We start from the raw sequence: 16,984 nt of genomic DNA on the forward strand, positions 1-16,984 counted from the left end.
GGATTGGTTGTCTTCGTAGTTGTGATAGTTATCAGCGTAATAGTCGCCTTCATCCCAAGCGGGTTGATTGGGCTGTTCGTCCATTATTTTTATCCTTTAGCGACACTATTCCGCAGGACATTTTGATTTCCTTGACCTGGGAAGGGGACTTAGACCCGCACAACCCGAACTGGCTTGCCAGCCGCCTGAGCCTCGCTGACCATATTGGCTGTGCCACGGCTCACGCCGTCCCAGAACACAACGGCTGCGTCACACGCCTGAGCCATGCTCCGGTTCCGAACCGGCCCAGCCGAGCGACCGAAAGCAGCCCACTCAGCCGGGAACCGCTCAACCGCAAAACCACGCTCTTGAGCGTAACGCTCGCCAAGTGCATCTGCGCCACGACAGGCACCGGAAAGCACAACCACCTCAAAGCCCTGAGCCAACTTGTTGGCAAGCAAGGCATCGAGCCGCTCACAGAGCAAACCAAAATCACTGAACTGCCGAGAGCCAGCGATAACGACACGAAAGGGAGCCATGCGACCTCCAAAGAAAAAAAGAACAGCGTCTCTTTGACGACCCCCGGAACGCCGTTACCAAAACTTACCGCTCCCCGACCGACCCTGGAGGGAGGGGCTGAAGGTGCTTGCACCGTAAGGAAAGCGGCTAGTTTTGGTTACGGGGCAGTGCCATGCACTGAGGCTTTACGCCTTGAAGTGGGGTCGTATCCTGGAGGCTGCTGAGGTTCCCCTCCTGGGAGGGGTTAGGGGTGGGAGCGTGAACGGAGGTGAACACCACTTCACGGGGGTGCGGGGGGGCCTCCCCGCTATAGGAAAGGGGGTTTGGGGGAACGGAACGGGCCCCCAATGGGTGGGGTGCCGGGGCTGCGGCGATAAGGCTTTTGGTTTGTGAGAGAGGTTTATTCCGCAGGGGCGGCATTTGAGAGGGTTTGGGATAGGTTGCACTGGCCTGGGAAAGGCGGCCGGAAACGGCGACAGATTTTGATTTGGTGGGTAATGTTTATTCCGTTTCCGGCCGCCCGTTAATCTTGGCGTAGTCTGATAGGGGAACGGTACGGTGAGGTTTTGTAATTCACAAAAAAAAGCCAGCCGAAGCTGGCCTATTCGTTACCGTTGTTGCTGCTGTTCTACTTTTTGATTTTCTTGAATATTTTCTGTAATTGCCACAAAACCGCAGCTAATTGTTAGAACTAGAACTGGCCAAACCATTTTTTCTACTGTTTTGGCGTAGCTGTATCGCCTAGCCTTAAAATTTTTGCCCATTTCTACTTTTAATCTAACTTTTCTAAATTTACGATCTAATTCATTCCATTCTTTAACTAGACCGTTCCAACTGAAATCAAATACTTTAACGGTACGTTTGCCGTTTTTATCGTCACGAATCATTGCTTTACGCATTGTAATTTACCAACACAACGGCGCTTGGATAGCACAGCACGGAACCGTCCTAGATTTTCTTATCGCTCCCCGACCCTTGGGAGGGGCTGACGTTGCTTGCAACGGAAGGAAAGCGATTAGAAAATGTTGGTCGGCACTGCCCTAGCAGTGAGGGAGGGTGAGCCTCGAACCCGACCTTGAAGGCTGTGCTACCTTGCAAAAGCCTGTGTCGGGGGGGCAGGGGGAAGTCACCCCCTTAGCACAACTGGAGCAGCCCCTTGGGGGGCGAATAGCGAGGGGGGAGAAAAGCCCGTCCGTTAGCGTTAGCGTGCCGTAAGGCAATTAGGACGATTCAGTTCTGACACTGTGGGCAGTGGCAGCGGGTGGGGTGCCGGGGCTGCGGCGATAAGGCTTGTGGTTTGCGAGAGATGTTTATTCCGCAGGGGCGGCATTTGAGAGGGTTTGGGATAGGTTGCACTGGCCTGGGAAAGGCGGCCGGAAACGGCGACAGATTTTGATTTAGCGGGTAATGTTTATTCCGTTTCCGGCCGCCCGTTAATCTTGGCGTAGTCTGGCACGGGAATGGGACGTTGTGAGGTTTTGCAACTCACAAAAAAAAGACCGGCCTTTCGGCCAGTCCCTTTTCTTTAGTCTTGACTTATAGACTTAGCCTCTTCTTTAGTTAGATAGATTCCGAAGTCTCCTTCTACTTCGACCCAGACTCCACCTTCTTCTAAAGCCGCCGCCTCGTCTTTGGTTAGATAGATTCCGAAATATTCATCTATCTGAAACCATTCTGTATATGCCATCTGGTATTACCAAACTCTACGCCGGGGTCCTACAGGGGAGCCGACTGGTCAAGGGGTAAAGTGGAGGGCTGCGGAATAAATTTGATGTTACTAAGACTTGCCGCCCCTGTCTCCGCTTATTGCAGATCACTCTTTGTTCTCAGGCGGCTTAGTCGCAGTTAATCAAGTTTTATGCCGTAAAGCCTGGAACGTACCTTGACCACCCTCCATCACAACGAAGGATATTTATATTCCCTGTATAATAGAAAGGCAGAGTTGCCACCCAACGCGAACAACCACCCATCCGGCGACCCTTTACTGTACTTAGCGAAAAATGTTTAGAAAGGTAATTTCTTTGGGCGGGCCTGGGAGAACGAAACAGACGTTCACCCTTACATATCTTCCCTATTTGATATGCCGAAGTCGGAAGAGGATAAAAAAACGGGCGGCAGAGCCGCCCCATATTTTTTAGCATTTATATTTAATACTAAAATCATCATCCTCCTCTTCAACTTTCATATAATCAACAAACTCTTTATTCTTCATTACTTTCTTTACAAACTTATTTACCTCTTTCAAACTAAACAAATATCCACACTCTTTCTCAAACAACTTAAACTTCACTTCATAATAAAACATACAAACAACCAAAACACTACGGCGCTTGGATAGCACAGCACGGAACCGTCCTAGATTTTCTTAGCGGCTGGCTTGCCAGACGGTTAGAAAATGTTGGTCGGCACTGCCCTAGCAGTGAGGGAGGGTGAGCCTCGAACCCGACCTTGAAGGCTGTGCTACCTTGCAAAAGCCCGTGTCGGGGGGGCAGGGGGAAGTCACCCCCTTAGCACAACTGGAGCAGCCCCTTGGGGGGCGAATAGCGAGGGGGGGAAAAAGCCCGTCCGATTAGGACGGTTCATTGGGGGGGGTTGGGGGGGGAACGCCCCCCTAATCTGGTATGCAGAACAAAGTGACGCTACCAGATTAGGTCTGAAACTTCGGCATAGGAAAATAGCGAGAGAGCCAGTCGTGCCTTATTAAAATCCACGAATTCTGTAAGTCTTACTGGTTGCTTGTTTCAGGCTGATTTCGGCATATCAGATTCTTGGATATATGGCATAACTTCGTGTAGGACTTCTTTCATAAGTTCAGACTCACGGAGGCTTCCGCAGATACCGCTATAGAGGTTTGGCTTCCATCCATTAAGTTCATCGCAGTAGATCATGGTGTTGCAATGAAGTTTGGCCATCATGATCATATTTCTACGGATCATGGCCTTAATGGCCCACTTAATCTTGAGGTCATCTTTGAGGTGCAGTTGACTGACTGGACCGGACTTGCCAGGGAGGTTACGAAGTTTGGATTCAATGCGGTAGTATGTCCATTTTTGGGTATTGTACTTGCGGATATTGGCATACTTAGGAGCGATCCATTCCTTTTTGAAGGACTGAATGAGGGTCTTAATTTCGGGTTGGCTCCAGACTTTGATCGGCTTTGCCGACTTATGGATAACGAGCTTATCGCCTGTTAGCCATTCCGACTCGGTTTGGGTGACGATTTCTACGAAGGACTTGAGTTCGTTGTGAGAGAACTTGTAAGTATAGACTTCACGCCCACTCCAGTTTTCTTTCTGGCTTTTATTGCTGCTTTTTACATGGTCAGCAACGATTAGTGTTTTCTGGGCCAACTCCCATGCTTTTTTTAGGGTTTCGACTCGTTCCTCCCAGGTTTCGATCACGTTCAGAACATAGGTCATGGTTACAATATCGGCGGGTTCGAGTGGGGTGGGGAAGTAGTAGGGGTCATAGCATTTTGACTTAAAGCCAAGTTCATTCAGCCATTCGGTGTCTTTTCCATACCCGCAGCCAAAATCCAGGTGCGACTGGCTTGGGTGGATCATCATGTTTTTGATCATCAATCTGACGGTACTTGAAGGATGCTTTCGCTTTGGAGCAGACTTATGGCGATTAGACTTGATTAGCATTTCTCTGACTGGACACTCTGAAAATAGTGTACTTGACTGGTCATGAAAGAATGACTATTCGTTTTTGATTGGCCCTAGCATAAAAAAGCCCTGCATTGCTACAGGGCGGAATAGGACTTAATTTGCTGATTGTGGACTTAACTCATCAAATCCGGCAGGACGAACAAAGTCTTCCTCCTTCTTTAACTCATTCCAGATTTTGACTGGATTAAAGTAGCCATTGGTTTTGATGATGACTGATTTAAGCCCGGTTAGTGTTTTGTAGGTAAATGCGAATTGCCGCATGGATGAACCCTCTGAATTTGCCTTCACTGAAAGACAATAGAAAAGCCGAAAGTTTGCACTCTCGGCTTTTCTGGGTTGGGTTAGAAGCGTTTTCCAATCTGGTTTAAGATAACTCTTTCGTGGTGATCGAGTGGTCTTGTATAGGCATGGATAATAGCTTTGAGCAGACGTAGCATGATGGGAACACATTGATTGACAGTGAACCTTTTTGAGCTTTTTATTGCTTTTTTTAGATTCGATTTAGCCAGAAGGTTTAGCACCCTTTTTACACTTTTTTTAATTTTTAGCTTGCTTGATAATTCCGTTCTTCTTTGAATTGGGAGGCCCATCTATAGAAGTCTTGGTAGGTCAAATATAGAGCCTTTCTTGAGTCTTGGTCAAAGAGGATAATTTCGACCTCTTTTTCATTGATTTGGTAGCTCTCAATGATTCCGCTTCTGAGTAGCCATTCTAGTTTTGCTTGCATGGTTTTCCTTGGTGTTTCTGTAACGTTTTCTAGGGGAGGTTTGTAAATGCAAAGTTTTCCGGGCATAAGAGAACTTTACATTTTTTACAGCGGTATCTGGTATCTCCGTTCAGGATTCTTTTGTGAATGTGCCTTGTGACCATGACTCCGAGGTTGGAAGCCCATTTTTGTCATGATCAGTTTCCAGTTTCTGTCATGTCCAATTCTTTTTTTTGGCCATAGGCGACAGCAAATGGTATGGGCTAATTCATGGGCATAGACTTGGGGCAGTTCTGACGGGTTTTCGGAGAGTAGGGGTAGATTTAATTCAATTTTGTCTTTACTGGCTCTCCCGGCTGTTGTTTTAAGGCGAGTATTGTATTTAACGGTAATGGGTTTTTCGGTGATCATGGCGATTATTTTGGCTGAGAATTGACGCTTCAGTTTTTCCATGATGCCTTGGTGAATTGTCCGGATTCTTACCTTAGTTTTCTGGTCAATTCCAACAAATATTAGCATTTTTGGCTCCTTTAATAAAAAAGCCTCTGATAGAGGCTCTGTGTGGTGAGATTTTTAAGCTAGGGCAGACTTAAGCCAAATGCACAGTTGTCGGTCGTTTGCAGTTCGTTGAGCAACCGGAACACGGCTAATGCGGATGTAGATGGTTGCCAATTCGCTGGCCAACTTACCGAGCGAGGGCTTTTTTGATAGGAGTAGCTGAGTCAGTTGTTGATGTTGGTTCATAGATTTTTATGGAATAGACATCCTAGCCGAAGGACAATAAAAAACTCTGGGTGTTAGCCAGAGCTTGGTTTTGGTTAGGAACCTCATCGCAGCCTATCCGAAGGTTAACCAAAAACCCCCACCATTTCTGATGAGGGCTTTTGATTGTCCATAACCTTGCCTGTAAGCACCTCATCCGAAGGAAAAGAAAAAACCCTCATTATTCAATGAGGGAATCTTCCGTGTGTAGAGTTTGGTTTTATGACATCCTAGCCGAAGGACAATAAAAAAACCTCACCATTTCTGGCGAGGCTGGCCACCAAATGTATTCAGTTGTTGCACGACATTTTGTTACAACACAGTTTTTTTCTCCCTTCGATACAGCATTTGCACCAATCGCACTGAATTATTTTTGATACACCCCCACCGAAGGACAATAAAAAACCCCCATCGTTTGATGGAGGATTTTGTGTAGAGTTCTGGTTTTCTTCACCCGTTACCGCAGGACATGATTATTTTTTACCCTTTTTTATACATTTCACCTGAGACTCCTGATCCGTTTGGAAGCCCTGTCTCTTCAGAACAGGGAGGAAAAACGAACAGCGACTTTAGTCGCCTACATTTAGAAGACATAGGCATAACCGTCTTTTTTGTGCATGGCTTTGCAGTATTTGTGGCTGATACCTGCCACTCTTCCAGTTGCCGTGGCTATGTCAAAACTGCCAGAGGCTCGACAAAGAACCCGACCCACATAGAAGCCGATTTTCTTGCCTGCCGTAACGGTCGCTCTGACAATATCGCCAGTTTGAAAGCCTTTATGAATCTGTACTCTGGACTTATGGCGAGTCGAAAAACCAAACTTGTCAGTCCCACACATCTGCCGTGTGCCGTGACCTTTGGCGGTAATGAGCAACGGCTTTGAAGTCAGGACTTTGAGCGCATCAACCTGACCCACACAAGCGGCATCCAACCAATGAGCTTTGGGCAGGTCTAAGCGGGTGCGGTTGAATTTAGTTTGTCCACCCGTCCCTGTCGTGAGTGGCAACCCCGTCGCTTTCAGTGCATTGAATAACGCCCATCGGGTAGAGTTGACTGCTGCTGCATCCTTGAGAGGGGCTTTAGCCTTTCTCAGAATCCGTTGTAGTAACTCAGGCTTACCGAATAGGAAGTCTCGAATGTCCTGATTTCCCTTGCTTTGGTTACAGGCATGACAAGCCATTGTGAGGTTAGAAACTCGGTCAGTTCCGCCTCTCGACCTGGGGTGAATATGCTCTACTTCTAAAGGGACATCTTTAGTTCCACAGTAAGTACATTTTCTGCCCCACTTTTCTAGTAGATACTCTCTGACTTCGTAGCCTTGTAATTCCCCTTGTTGGTACTCAATGCCTGAGATTTCAGGATTTTGTAACTTCTGTAGGTCAAACCGTACCAACTCTTGAGCGATACTGCCAAGGGGAGCTAGATTTCTGAGCCGATTTACCCAGGTCAGCACCGTATCAACTCGATGTTTCAGGCTAGGAGCAAGCCAACCATCAGGGCGATTACGATTTAGAAAACGGGGCTGACGATAACGGGTTTTCCGATTTCGCCTCCCACGCCGTAATTGACGACGAGACAGCAAGGCATCTTTAATCTGTTGCCCCCGGTGCTGCAATTCGGCTCCAAAGATGATTTTGTTGCCTTGTTTAATTGCAATTCCAGTAACTTTAGAACCGGGGTCTAATTTGAGTTCTAAGTCTTGCACGGGGACATCAGGATGAGCTTCTTTCAAGATGAGGGTAAATGGAAAACGACGATATACTGCCGCTTTTCCTTGGTTGAGTAGATGACGAGCCTTCCCAGGATGAACGGGATCAAGCGGTCGTTTTTGGGTATCGAGAACAAAGATAAAATTGGACATTGAAAGTCTCCGTAAAACGGGTAATGTGTTCCTCGCCAATGTTTTTAAGGCTTGTTTGGCTAACGACACTGCTTTACCCCTCGTAAGGCTGTTTAATCGCTAACGACAGAGCTACAAACTGGAAAGCATTTGTAGGTGTCATGACCTTAAAAACGTAGTCAGTCAAGACTTAGGCTGGTCAACTAACTGAAGCTAGAGGCATGAAGCCCCATTACTTCAGTGCGGGGTGCTGACTCAGACTGAAAGACCGTAGCTCTACGCCTTTTCCCAGGTAAAGTAGTAGCCATTTTCTTCAATGATTTTTAATATTTCTGACTGTTTCATTTGGGTTACTCCTTAGCGATTGATTTCTTTCCAGGCTTGTTCTGCTTCTTTTTTGGTTTTGTAGAAACCGTAAAAGCAACTGCATACCAGGAAGCACCATTTCCCAATGTCTTTATGGGTTAGGCTGGCAAAGCGTTCTACATCGGCTTGGGTCAGTTGGAATATCATTTTATTTTTGGGTTTTAGAGCATTTTTCCGAAGGACTTTTTGGGTTTTGTTCTAGGGGTGAGAGTGCTACCCCTAGAACAGTTTGGTTAACTGGTGTAACGTTCAAATTCTTCAGCAATATCTTCAGCTTCTAGCTGAGATTCAATGATCTGGACTTTTTTGTTTGTGATCAGGACGTACATTCCGAGAGAGTCTTGGGGCAGTTTCAGCACTTCGATGACATTGTGGGTGATCTGGCCAATCCAGTAGTAGTTGTCTGATTTTTCCCAGATTTGTGACAGGAAGTGTTTTTCGGCTTCATCTGGGTTGTCGAAGATGTTGGTTATCACTCCCTCGATCAGTGTTAGCCATTGCCCCTGGATTTCAGGATGGGTGCTTCTGGGGGAGGCTTGGCAGATTCCGGTATAGTTTTTGTCCATTTTTTGTTCCTTACGACTGCCAATCCGAAGGACTTTTAGTTGTTTGTTCTAGGGGTGGGCCATTACCCCTAGAACAACTTTTTTATGGGTCAGCGGTTCATTCTACGGAAGTCCCAAGGTTTTATCTGGTCTGACTTCCAGACACCAACGCCTTCTTTTCGGGCTTCTTGTTCGGCTTGATCAACTTTGGCAAAACTAGGGCAGTTATTAGCGAACTTGCGGTAAGCGTAGGCCATGCCTTTGCGGGTCATGGTTTCTTGGACAAGGGTATTGCCCGTCCAGACTTCAGCGACCTTACGGCCATAGCGGTCAGTGTTGGTAATGCGAAGGTCAACACGGTAGTCAGCTTTTTTTAAGATATTGCGGAGTGTATTACGGGATGCTTCGCCCAAGGGTTGTTTAAGTTCTGGTGCGTCAATACAGGCGAAGCGGACTCGGATTTCTTCGTTGCCATTGGTGGCTCGGATGGTATCGCCATCATGGATAGAGCGTTGAACAACTTGCCATTCGGTTAGTCCAGTTCTGGTTTGGGTGGGTGTTCCGATTTCGTTGACAACGGCTTCACGTTCGGATGGACTAATCATACGTCCACTAGTTGTTCTTGGATTGAGGGCTTCAATCTCGGACATTGGGACAGCTTGCGATACGCATCCGGTTAGGAAAATTGCTAGGAGTGGCCAATAACGCATTTTATAATTGATGAGCTAATTATAAATGAACTTTAGCATGGTCTTGACTTTCTGAAAAATTGCTGTATAGGGTTGCCGCAGAGTTTTGAGATTTATTTATGCAGCGACTGATGGTAGCTCTGTTAGCGGTCATGGCCATGGCCATGACCGCTGGCGAAGTATTTGCAAATCCGTTCAAGATTCCCAATTCTACGGGTGATCGGGTAACGTTTCGGATGGATGGTTTAACGCCTGGTTCTGAGATTCAGGTCGGTGCCGGGGATACGAAAGCGAAACTTACCGCTTATACGATCAACAACTACGGGCGGATTAGTCCCCCGGCTGGTGCGACCAAGGTACGGAAATGGGGCGATACAACTTGGATCAACCTATCCAGTGCGACCGATCTGACTGATTCGGTCAAGGTTGCAACCGTTCAAGGTCAGCGTCAGTTTGCGCCTAAAGTGGCGGGTCAAAACTTACCGACTATCCCTTCCTTTATCAAACTTGGTACGGCGTTTTACTGGAATCCTGGCACTACGCTTCCAACTGATGGAATCTTCATTGAGTTTGATGTTCCGGTACAGCGTGTTGCGAAAGTTAATGCGTGTGGCCAGCTTTCAATCTCGGTTAGTTCGGTGAACGGCAGTGTCAATTACGTTCCTGCTGTGACGGTAAACGGAACAAGTTATACGATTGCAAGCCTTCCGGTCGGAAATCCGGCTAACTTATCTCGTTGCGTCAAGTACGGCGAGTCCACTTACGTCCGGTACGTTCCGCAGTAGAGGTACTGATGTTAAGACCTGTCCTATTGGCTTTGTTTTGGTTGTTGGGTGCGTTGCCTGTGGTAGCGAATCCGGTACGAGTGCCGAGTGCCAGTGGTAACTCGATGCGCGTCAGTTTTGAAGGCTTCAATCCAAACAGTGAGGTACAGGTCGGCGTTGGCCTACGGCGATACCGAGCATCGCTGTCTATTAAACAGGGTGGGATGTCTTTTTTCCGGTTCACGTCACCTGAAGGAGCGACAGCGGTTCGTGTGGTTGGCCAAGAGAACTGGACGGCCCTGAGCCTTATTTCAGATCAGACCGCAAACTTGCGGGTCACTGGTACTGGTGAACAGCGTCAGTTTCTGGCGAAGAATCCGAAGGATTTTTGGTCAACCTTTGTTCCTTCTTTCAACGGGTATATGAAGGTGGGTCGGTCTTTCTTTTATCGGGGCAATGGAGACTCAATCATGTTTGAGTTCAATGTCCAGGCTTACCGATTAGCAAAGGCGGATGCGTGTGGGCGAATTTCGCTGCTCTATCCGGTATCGGGTTCACGGGCCATCTCATCGGTCACGGTTGGCCAAACCTTTTACAGGCTTGACAGCGTTCCGACTGCCAGCAGATTGCCTGAATGTTCTCAATAGTTTTTCTTAGGAGTTGATGATGTTTAATCGTATTTTTGTCCTTACTGCATTGCTCAGTCTTTTACCGACTGCGGTTTTTGCGGCTCCGACTAAGTTTACGAATCCTACAACCAACCGTGCCGAGGTAAATATCACTGGTTTTACGGCTGGTCAGGAAGTACCTATCGAATTTCAGAGTGTGACTAAATCGGTAAAAGCGAGTTGCCTGATTGGGTCGGATCGGTATGCCTTGGTTTCCAGCGATGTTGCGGCCGAGATTAACCAGCCCTTTGAAGCCTTTGCTACTGCGGGTGGTACCCCTGCCATCAAAGTGAATGGTGGTGAGAATATTTGGGGTTCTGAGGAAGGTATGACCAATGGCCGTTGTGCCTTTGTTAACGGTACTCGCGTGTTCGTTGCCCCCAACGCACAGGGACAGGCTGTACCTGTGACTGGAAACTACGGCCCTTTATTTGTTACCTCAACGGTGAATGCTGAAGGTAATGTAACGGGTAAGAGTTCCCTTTGGGTACGCGTTCCTACCTGGGATGCAGTACCAGTCCAAATCGTTGGTGGGAATACACAGAAGAAATACAAGGCGAATAGCTGTGGCATCGTCCGGTTTGCAGAAACTGAGACTGCTCCTTTAGCTCCTACCTTCAAAGTTGGTTCTACCATTTACACCGTTGCTAACTTAAGCACTGCTTACCCGCCCAAGTGCTATAAGACTGGCGAGACTTCTTACACTTTGTTTGTTCCGGCTCAGTAATAGTTGTGATCTCACTGCGGCCTAGCTATAGGCCGCTTTTTTGTGTAGGTGAACCTATGCTTAAGACTCTATCCCTTTCACTTTTCTGGGTTTTTCTTCCATTGGTGGCATTAGCCCAACCGACTAAGTTTATGAATCCCACGACTAATCGGTCTGAGGTGAATATTACTGGATTCAGTCCAGGGCAGGAAGTGACTGTTGAGCTTCAGGGCGTAACCAAGACGGTTCGTGGTTCTTGTTCGGTTGGCAGTGACATTTACGCTTTACTTTCTAGCGATGGGATTGGTGAGTTTCAGGAGCCTTTTAATGCCTATCTTGCGGCTACTGGCAATCAACCGGAGATTCGTCGTGGTGGTGTGAACCTTGGCAATCTGCTTGATGTTGAACCTATTTATAACGGTCGGTGTTCCTTTGTGAATGGGGCCAGGGTTTTGATGGGTGTTTATGGAACTGAGCGGATGACTGTTATTCCTCAGTCACAGATCAATGGTGTTGATCTACTGATGTTTACACCTGTTGACCAGAATGATAATCCGGTTCCTGGTAGTAAGCGGCAGCTTTGGGTTCGTGTACCGAATTGGGAGCTAACTCCGATTCAAATTGTTGGTGGTTTTCTGGAGCGGAAGTACAAGGCGAATAACTGTGGCATTGTCCGATTTGCTGAAACAGCTACATCACCTTTGCCTGAGACATTCAAGCTTGCTTCTACGGTGTATCAGGTTTCCAACTTATCCACTGCTTACCCGCCCAAGTGCTATAAGACGGGCGAGACTTCTTACACCCTGTTTGTTCCTGCTAACTGATTCCTACTGTTATTGGGGAGGATTAAACCCTCCCTTTTTCTATGCGTTACTTTATCTTGCACATGGCGATTGGATTTGTTCTAGGGGCATTGCCGTTGGGATTGTTAACGGGGTCACATATTCCAGACCCAGATATATTTTTCAAGGTTCAGAAGGATTACAAACCATAGTATTCAGGTTTTCGGTTGATAGCCTTATTTACTTCTTCTTCAAGCATCTGTGGGATCGAGAATTGCTTCTGTAAGCGAGTTCTAAGTCGTTTCAGCCGATTTCGTTGTTTTGCTTCTTCTGACCACTGGCGGGTTTTGATTGTTTCGTATGACCATGTTTGGCAATAGCCTGTGATGCCATTGTCTCGTAGTCTGTCAAGGATTCTGTCAATTTTACTCTTAAGCTTTAATGTTGCTCTGTGCTGAGTGCTTCTGACATTAAGCAGTCGCCTTGGTAAGTTATTCGGCGGTTGGGTATAAGGGTTCATCCATGCAACGCCGTGATAGTAGATTATGTTTTTATTCATCGTCAAGGATTTTCTTTAGTTGGTGCGGCCACTGGTAAGTTCCTTTGTGATTTGCACTAATGTTCCGTCATCGTGGAGAAGATGAAACTCATCCTCCATGAAGGTTTTATAGACGGGGATACCTGTAGGGGCTAGGTAGAGTTGACCGTCTTGATCGTAAATATGGGCGGTTACTCCGCCACTCCAGACAGTGACGACAACACCAAACTCATACCTTTCTTGAGGTGGTTTTTTTAGCTTGATCTTGTTTCCTGGTCTTGCTTTCATTTGGCTTCCACGTTATTTACGCTGCCGCCAAAGGACTGCTTTTACCTAACGTTTTCTTGTGGAAAGTATCGTTTTAGAAGGGCAGCAAATTCTTCTGTTTCTTCTTTATTTTTCACTTCGGCTTCTTTTGCCCTTTCCAATGCTTTTTCGAGTTTTTCTTGAATGATTCTGTGGTTTGGGTATCCATTCAGGACATTGATGATCAGGTTCATTTCTTTGGTGCTGAGTTGCACTTGATGAATAAGTCTGTCCATCAATAAATCTCGAAGTGACTGATTATATAGTATTCCTTTTTCGATTGATTGGACTGTTCTATTGGGTGGGGTGCCGGGGCTTAAAAAGGGGCGGCTCCTTTATTTATTTCTAAGTTTCTGCAAAGCGTTTTCTGCTGCTGTTGTTGATAAGTAGGTTTTTACCAGTGACGTATCGGTTAAGATTGCTTCGGCTTCTTTCTCTGGCAAAGTGAGTAATGCTTGAGCTTTGGATCAATACAGGTTGCCATGTTTTTTTACCTACCTTGCTCAAGGTCTTCGGAAACGATAGATGCAACCGACTCGGTGCTGAGTGTGACGGGTTGCTTTGATGCGTGGGTGTAGATGGAGTTGTACTCACCCTTTTCGCCTGAGTAATTCAAACATAGTTTATAGCCGTGTTTGGCCAGCTTGCTTTTGGCTAACTGGAACAGGATGGAACTAAGGGTATCCTTATTTAGCCAGAGGACTTCATGGCTGGTTGGATTTAAGAACCGCGTCCCGTAGTTGAGTCCTTTGTTTTTATCTCCACTCATGACGGTGCAAATATGCTTGTATCCCTCAGCAATCAGACCTTTCCTTGCTTTCTCAAAGTTTTCACGGGTTGGTTGAATCATGGATTTTTATCCTACTTTTTGGGGTTGTTATCCCGTAGGACTTTTGTTTGATCTGTTGTTTATAGTGCTTCTTCAGCCGGTCGCAGTTGAGCATCTGGGTTCAGTTGATTTTCACCAGTGGTAAGGATTTTGATTTGCTCTAAGTTTTTACGCATAGCGGCCCAGGCTTTGAAGGCATTGCTGGTGTATTGGTCGGCTTGGTTGACACGGCTGAGGTATTGATCAGTTGACCCTGCGCCGTAGCGATAGGTAACTTCGTAGAGCTTGAGCCGTGTTTGCTCACGGCGAGCGAGTTCCTGGGTTGCTTGAAACTCTCGTTTGAACTGGTCGAAAGCAAGAACATCGAGCGTCACCTTATCTCGGATACGACCGGCCAGTTCTGCTCGGTTGCGTTGCAGTTCAGCGACTTTGATTTGGAGGTCGCCAATGGCGAGGCTGCGGGTAGCAGCGGCTTGTGAGCCACCAAATAAGTTAGTGATGAGTGGGATACCGATGAGGCTGAGAGCTTCCGCAATCCCTGTGCCGGTAAACAGACGGCCAATCTTATCGAAGGGCGATTCAGCGGTTGGCCCTGATGTGGTGACGGTTGTTTGTCGTCCGGTGAATGGGTCGGTGACGACCTGGGTGGTACCGAGTCTGGCACTTGGCCCAGCATCAAAGCTGAGATAACTCTGAAGTGCAGGGGTAAAGACCTCTAAGTTAACGAGCTTCTGGTTATTGCTCTGTGCTTCTTGGATGCGAGTATTGGCTTCTTCAATCCGGGCATCTACTTCCTTCAGGATTGGAGAGCGAGCAATCGCTAACTCTTGCAGCCGCTTTACACATTCCTGGGTACTGTCCAGGCAAGGAAGGCCGCCGAGTATGCCCTGCCATAGGTCGTTATTGAACTGAAACCGAAGCACTTCCTCCATGCTGGCAGCGGTTTGTCCGCCCTGAAATGGATTTTCAGGCAGTCGTGGCGCAGCGACTGGCGTTCTGGCTGGTATGGTTCCGCCACTTGGCATGGTTGTTGTACTTGGCCTCACACCACTTGGGACGGGAATGTTAACCGGCCGTGTGCTTGGTTGGGCTGGTCTGGTTGTTGACCCTGGACTGGTTGGGGTGGGGGGTGGGGATTCTGGCTCATCAAGGGTGGGTGGTGCGACTTCGCCACCACCGCCATCATCATCGGTTGTGATGACTGCTGGTTCTTCAGCTTCAGCGGGTTGGCTATTGGGCTGTGCCTTGGATGTCAAGGGTAAGCTCAACACGAATGTTAGTATCAGACTGCTCAAGCCAACGGATACGAGTGACTTTACCTGCATAGGGACTCCTGACAGTGGATAGGGATTGTAATTGACTTTCGATCTGGTCTTTCTGGGTTTGCAGTTGGGCAAGTTGGAACGTCTGTTCCTGAACCGCACGGTCTGCATCTATTTGGGATTGTTGGGATTGGGCTTGGAGCTTGGCCAGTTCTAACTGGTGCTGGTACTCGGTGTATTGGCGTTGCTGTTGCGCTCTGACTAACTTAGCGTTGGCCATACTGACCGCAGCGACTTTGTTGTTGACCATTTCCTTGGCAATTTCGACCTGTCGCTGCTCATGCTCTAAGACTGGTGGTGGAACTTCGCCTCCCATTGTTTGTAGAACGCCCATTTTCCGTTGTTGCTGGTTAAGAGCTTCCTGGGCTTGGTTTAGTTCGAGTTGCGCTCTTTGAACATCTGCTTGCTCTGATAGGTAGTCGGGGGATGGTAGTTGCCGGATTGTCATGGGTTGGGGTCGGTTTACCTGTCGGGCTTGCATCCGGTTAATTTGGACGGCCAGTTGCTGCTTCCGGTAGGTGAGTACCTCCTTGGCCTTGGCCCGATCAGCGAGGATTTGATTTCGTTGGATCGTGTCGCCCTGCCGCACCTTGAGGTCGCTTGGGTCAGTGATGGAGAGTTGGATTTTGAACCGCTTTGGGTTCTCGGTTCGTGTTCCCTGTGGTTCCGTTCCTGGGTCTATTGGTTCCGTTGTGTCTGTCGGGGGTTCGTCCATATCTTCATCTGCTGATTGAGCGATGGAGATATTAGGGATGATGATCGTATGGCTCATCACGAATAGGGTGGCCGAGATTGCACCGATGGCAACTAAGCCATTCACAATTTGACCGAGGGTAATTTTGGCAATGAACTTTAGCATGGTTTACTCTGCCAATGGTAAGAGAGTGGGTTCGATTGGGATAACGTCATGGGAATGTTGCTCTGCCCGTTGGTAGTAAGGAATAATGTCGGTCTGTTTCGCATCATTCCCAAAGCGGACAAGGGCTTGCAGGGGCTTGAGGGCTGAGACTCTCGTAGCGGCAAAGCGAAACTTTTTGGCTACCTTCTCAACCTCGACCTGATCCACAGGCAAGACAATCTTGGTGGCTGTATTACTGAGAACGTCTGGGCTAAGGTGACGCTCCGACTGACTAGCTACGACAAGATTCAGGCCGTACTTACGCCCGTCACAGACAATCCGATCCAGGGCAGGAGACTTACTGAGTTCCTTGGCTTCATCAATGAAGATGAATGTTCTAGGGGTAGCAGCTTCACCATAGAGGCGATGGTTATCCATCAGTTGCTTGGCCAGACTTTCGGCGGCAATCGCCCCGATTTCTGGGGGTAGTTTCTGCATATCTACCCGAATGAGTGGATGGTTAAATGGCATATTAGTCCGATTGAAAATGCCATAAGTGAAGGTAGCCGCTAACTTTAGCTTCAGCTTCTGCGACTCTTTGCAACCATCCCTGCAGCGTTGCTCCAGTTCGTTTTGGACATGGCTGAAGTTGGGTGGTTCATTCCGCCAGGTTTCGACACTTTTGATTCCGAATCGGGCATAGAGTTCCCCTAGAACATCAAGGATTAGACCTTCCTGGTTTGGGCCAATCTGTAGGTTACGTTTCAGGATTTGACCGACCGTAATAGCTTGGATTTTAGGGCCGCCGCCTTCCGGGTCAAGGTTGAGCATCAGTGGGTTAATGCCGTACTCACTGTTGGCATGGAGCGGGATATGTTTCTCATGGGGTAGGTACTGGTCGCCATGAAAATCAACAATGATGATTTGGCATTCTTGCTTTTTGAAAAGCTCCCAAGCGATTGCTTTGAGCGTCTGCGTTTTGCCACTGCCACTGGCTCCAATAATTGCAACATGGCCATTGGGTAAGTCGTTGTAGTTCCAGTGGGTGTTTGTACCCAAATGGATGCCATTGCTATTGAGGGTTGTCACTGATGATGTTGACGTTTTTTGAAAGGGGACTAAGCGTGGGCTTGGCAAAGTACGGGGGGGCATGG

General features: G+C 47.7%; 20 protein-coding genes. 5 read left to right on the forward strand and 15 right to left on the reverse strand.

Annotated features, from left to right (window positions below; all coding sequences use genetic code 11):
- Positions 1–149 precede the first annotated feature (149 nt).
- The 3 genes from SYN6312_RS13760 to SYN6312_RS19970 all read right to left on the reverse strand — a co-directional run bounded on the left by SYN6312_RS13760 (position 150) and on the right by SYN6312_RS19970 (position 2,185).
- Positions 150–518, reverse strand: coding sequence for a DUF2493 domain-containing protein (locus SYN6312_RS13760; RefSeq protein WP_015125498.1), 369 nt, complete (start codon positions 516–518; stop codon positions 150–152).
- Between the two features lie 588 nt (positions 519–1,106).
- Positions 1,107–1,397: a hypothetical protein gene (locus SYN6312_RS13770; protein ID WP_015125499.1), complete on the reverse strand. Its 291-nt coding sequence runs from the start codon at positions 1,395–1,397 to the stop codon at positions 1,107–1,109.
- Positions 1,398–2,023: 626 nt separating this feature from the next.
- Positions 2,024–2,185, reverse strand: a complete 162-nt coding sequence (locus SYN6312_RS19970; protein WP_156804828.1) for a hypothetical protein — start codon at positions 2,183–2,185, stop codon at positions 2,024–2,026.
- 742 nt (positions 2,186–2,927) lie between these two features.
- Between SYN6312_RS19970 and SYN6312_RS20380 the strand changes: the two genes are divergently transcribed.
- Positions 2,928–3,071, forward strand: coding sequence for a hypothetical protein (locus tag SYN6312_RS20380; protein WP_216594151.1), 144 nt, complete (start codon positions 2,928–2,930; stop codon positions 3,069–3,071).
- A 168-nt stretch (positions 3,072–3,239) separates the two neighbouring features.
- On the opposite strand, the gene SYN6312_RS13780 is transcribed toward SYN6312_RS20380, so the two are convergent.
- The 6 genes from SYN6312_RS13780 to SYN6312_RS13805 all read right to left on the reverse strand — a co-directional run bounded on the left by SYN6312_RS13780 (position 3,240) and on the right by SYN6312_RS13805 (position 8,993).
- A complete protein-coding gene (locus tag SYN6312_RS13780) occupies positions 3,240–4,064 on the reverse strand; it encodes a methyltransferase domain-containing protein (protein WP_156804830.1) in 825 nt (274 codons plus the stop codon).
- 198 nt (positions 4,065–4,262) lie between these two features.
- Positions 4,263–4,430 carry a hypothetical protein gene (locus tag SYN6312_RS19975; protein WP_015125501.1) on the reverse strand — a complete coding sequence of 56 codons (168 nt, stop codon included), beginning with the start codon at positions 4,428–4,430 and terminating at the stop codon, positions 4,263–4,265.
- Positions 4,431–4,980: 550 nt separating this feature from the next.
- Complete coding sequence (locus tag SYN6312_RS13790; RefSeq protein WP_015125503.1) at positions 4,981–5,394, reverse strand: SprT-like domain-containing protein; 414 nt, start codon at positions 5,392–5,394, stop codon at positions 4,981–4,983.
- 826 nt (positions 5,395–6,220) lie between these two features.
- Positions 6,221–7,498 (reverse strand): RNA-guided endonuclease IscB, encoded by a 1,278-nt coding sequence (gene iscB, locus SYN6312_RS13795; protein ID WP_015125504.1) that lies wholly within the window; start codon positions 7,496–7,498, stop codon positions 6,221–6,223.
- 578 nt (positions 7,499–8,076) lie between these two features.
- Positions 8,077–8,409 (reverse strand): hypothetical protein, encoded by a 333-nt coding sequence (locus SYN6312_RS13800; protein WP_015125505.1) that lies wholly within the window; start codon positions 8,407–8,409, stop codon positions 8,077–8,079.
- An 89-nt stretch (positions 8,410–8,498) separates the two neighbouring features.
- Positions 8,499–8,993 (reverse strand): thermonuclease family protein, encoded by a 495-nt coding sequence (locus tag SYN6312_RS13805; RefSeq protein ID WP_253276362.1) that lies wholly within the window; start codon positions 8,991–8,993, stop codon positions 8,499–8,501.
- Between the two features lie 203 nt (positions 8,994–9,196).
- Between SYN6312_RS13805 and SYN6312_RS13810 the strand changes: the two genes are divergently transcribed.
- The 4 genes from SYN6312_RS13810 to SYN6312_RS13825 are packed head-to-tail and all read left to right on the forward strand — an operon-like array spanning position 9,197 to position 12,039.
- A complete protein-coding gene (locus tag SYN6312_RS13810) occupies positions 9,197–9,862 on the forward strand; it encodes a hypothetical protein (protein WP_015125507.1) in 666 nt (221 codons plus the stop codon).
- Between the two features lie 8 nt (positions 9,863–9,870).
- Complete coding sequence (locus SYN6312_RS13815; RefSeq protein WP_015125508.1) at positions 9,871–10,488, forward strand: hypothetical protein; 618 nt, start codon at positions 9,871–9,873, stop codon at positions 10,486–10,488.
- A gap of 16 nt (positions 10,489–10,504) precedes the next feature.
- Positions 10,505–11,236, forward strand: a complete 732-nt coding sequence (locus SYN6312_RS13820) for a hypothetical protein (protein WP_253276363.1) — start codon at positions 10,505–10,507, stop codon at positions 11,234–11,236.
- Between the two features lie 56 nt (positions 11,237–11,292).
- Positions 11,293–12,039 (forward strand): hypothetical protein, encoded by a 747-nt coding sequence (locus tag SYN6312_RS13825; protein WP_015125510.1) that lies wholly within the window; start codon positions 11,293–11,295, stop codon positions 12,037–12,039.
- Between the two features lie 532 nt (positions 12,040–12,571).
- Here the strand turns inward: SYN6312_RS13825 and SYN6312_RS13835 are convergent.
- The 6 genes from SYN6312_RS13835 to SYN6312_RS13860 form a co-directional block, all read right to left on the reverse strand.
- Positions 12,572–12,823, reverse strand: a complete 252-nt coding sequence (locus SYN6312_RS13835) for a hypothetical protein (RefSeq protein WP_015125511.1) — start codon at positions 12,821–12,823, stop codon at positions 12,572–12,574.
- A gap of 41 nt (positions 12,824–12,864) precedes the next feature.
- Positions 12,865–13,077, reverse strand: a complete 213-nt coding sequence (locus SYN6312_RS13840) for a hypothetical protein (RefSeq protein ID WP_015125512.1) — start codon at positions 13,075–13,077, stop codon at positions 12,865–12,867.
- A 254-nt stretch (positions 13,078–13,331) separates the two neighbouring features.
- The gene (locus tag SYN6312_RS13845; protein ID WP_015125513.1) at positions 13,332–13,691 is read right to left on the reverse strand and encodes a hypothetical protein; all 360 of its coding nucleotides are present in this window, start codon (positions 13,689–13,691) and stop codon (positions 13,332–13,334) included.
- 59 nt (positions 13,692–13,750) lie between these two features.
- Entirely contained in the window at positions 13,751–14,926 is a 1,176-nt protein-coding gene (locus SYN6312_RS13850; protein WP_253276364.1) for a hypothetical protein, read from the reverse strand.
- Positions 14,901–15,851 (reverse strand): hypothetical protein, encoded by a 951-nt coding sequence (locus SYN6312_RS13855; RefSeq protein WP_015125515.1) that lies wholly within the window; start codon positions 15,849–15,851, stop codon positions 14,901–14,903. The genes SYN6312_RS13850 and SYN6312_RS13855 overlap by 26 nt, the downstream gene beginning before the upstream one ends.
- Positions 15,852–15,854: 3 nt before the next feature.
- Complete coding sequence (locus tag SYN6312_RS13860; protein ID WP_015125516.1) at positions 15,855–16,982, reverse strand: ATP-binding protein; 1,128 nt, start codon at positions 16,980–16,982, stop codon at positions 15,855–15,857.
- Positions 16,983–16,984 lie beyond the last annotated feature (2 nt).

The organism is Synechococcus sp. PCC 6312 (assembly GCF_000316685.1).
Lineage (GTDB): Bacteria > Cyanobacteriota > Cyanobacteriia > Thermosynechococcales > Thermosynechococcaceae > Pseudocalidococcus.

What these genes read in the sequence shown, in the direction of transcription:
- SYN6312_RS13855 (WP_015125515.1), bottom strand. Translation starts at nt 15,851, where the DNA reads ATGCTAAAGTTCATTGCCAAAATTACCCTCGGTCAAATTGTGAATGGC.
- SYN6312_RS13790 (WP_015125503.1), bottom strand. Translation starts at nt 5,394, where the DNA reads ATGCTAATATTTGTTGGAATTGACCAGAAAACTAAGGTAAGAATCCGG.
- SYN6312_RS13840 (WP_015125512.1), bottom strand. Translation starts at nt 13,077, where the DNA reads ATGGACAGACTTATTCATCAAGTGCAACTCAGCACCAAAGAAATGAAC.
- SYN6312_RS13805 (WP_253276362.1), bottom strand. Translation starts at nt 8,993, where the DNA reads ATGATTAGTCCATCCGAACGTGAAGCCGTTGTCAACGAAATCGGAACA.
- SYN6312_RS19970 (WP_156804828.1), bottom strand. Translation starts at nt 2,185, where the DNA reads ATGGCATATACAGAATGGTTTCAGATAGATGAATATTTCGGAATCTAT.
- SYN6312_RS13835 (WP_015125511.1), bottom strand. Translation starts at nt 12,823, where the DNA reads ATGAAAGCAAGACCAGGAAACAAGATCAAGCTAAAAAAACCACCTCAA.
- SYN6312_RS13810 (WP_015125507.1), top strand. Translation starts at nt 9,197, where the DNA reads ATGCAGCGACTGATGGTAGCTCTGTTAGCGGTCATGGCCATGGCCATG.
- SYN6312_RS13770 (WP_015125499.1), bottom strand. Translation starts at nt 1,397, where the DNA reads ATGCGTAAAGCAATGATTCGTGACGATAAAAACGGCAAACGTACCGTT.
- SYN6312_RS13845 (WP_015125513.1), bottom strand. Translation starts at nt 13,691, where the DNA reads ATGATTCAACCAACCCGTGAAAACTTTGAGAAAGCAAGGAAAGGTCTG.
- iscB (WP_015125504.1), bottom strand. Translation starts at nt 7,498, where the DNA reads ATGTCCAATTTTATCTTTGTTCTCGATACCCAAAAACGACCGCTTGAT.
- SYN6312_RS13760 (WP_015125498.1), bottom strand. Translation starts at nt 518, where the DNA reads ATGGCTCCCTTTCGTGTCGTTATCGCTGGCTCTCGGCAGTTCAGTGAT.
- SYN6312_RS13820 (WP_253276363.1), top strand. Translation starts at nt 10,505, where the DNA reads ATGATGTTTAATCGTATTTTTGTCCTTACTGCATTGCTCAGTCTTTTA.
- SYN6312_RS13815 (WP_015125508.1), top strand. Translation starts at nt 9,871, where the DNA reads ATGTTAAGACCTGTCCTATTGGCTTTGTTTTGGTTGTTGGGTGCGTTG.
- SYN6312_RS13800 (WP_015125505.1), bottom strand. Translation starts at nt 8,409, where the DNA reads ATGGACAAAAACTATACCGGAATCTGCCAAGCCTCCCCCAGAAGCACC.
- SYN6312_RS13825 (WP_015125510.1), top strand. Translation starts at nt 11,293, where the DNA reads ATGCTTAAGACTCTATCCCTTTCACTTTTCTGGGTTTTTCTTCCATTG.
- SYN6312_RS13780 (WP_156804830.1), bottom strand. Translation starts at nt 4,064, where the DNA reads ATGATGATCCACCCAAGCCAGTCGCACCTGGATTTTGGCTGCGGGTAT.
- SYN6312_RS19975 (WP_015125501.1), bottom strand. Translation starts at nt 4,430, where the DNA reads ATGCGGCAATTCGCATTTACCTACAAAACACTAACCGGGCTTAAATCA.
- SYN6312_RS13860 (WP_015125516.1), bottom strand. Translation starts at nt 16,982, where the DNA reads ATGCCCCCCCGTACTTTGCCAAGCCCACGCTTAGTCCCCTTTCAAAAA.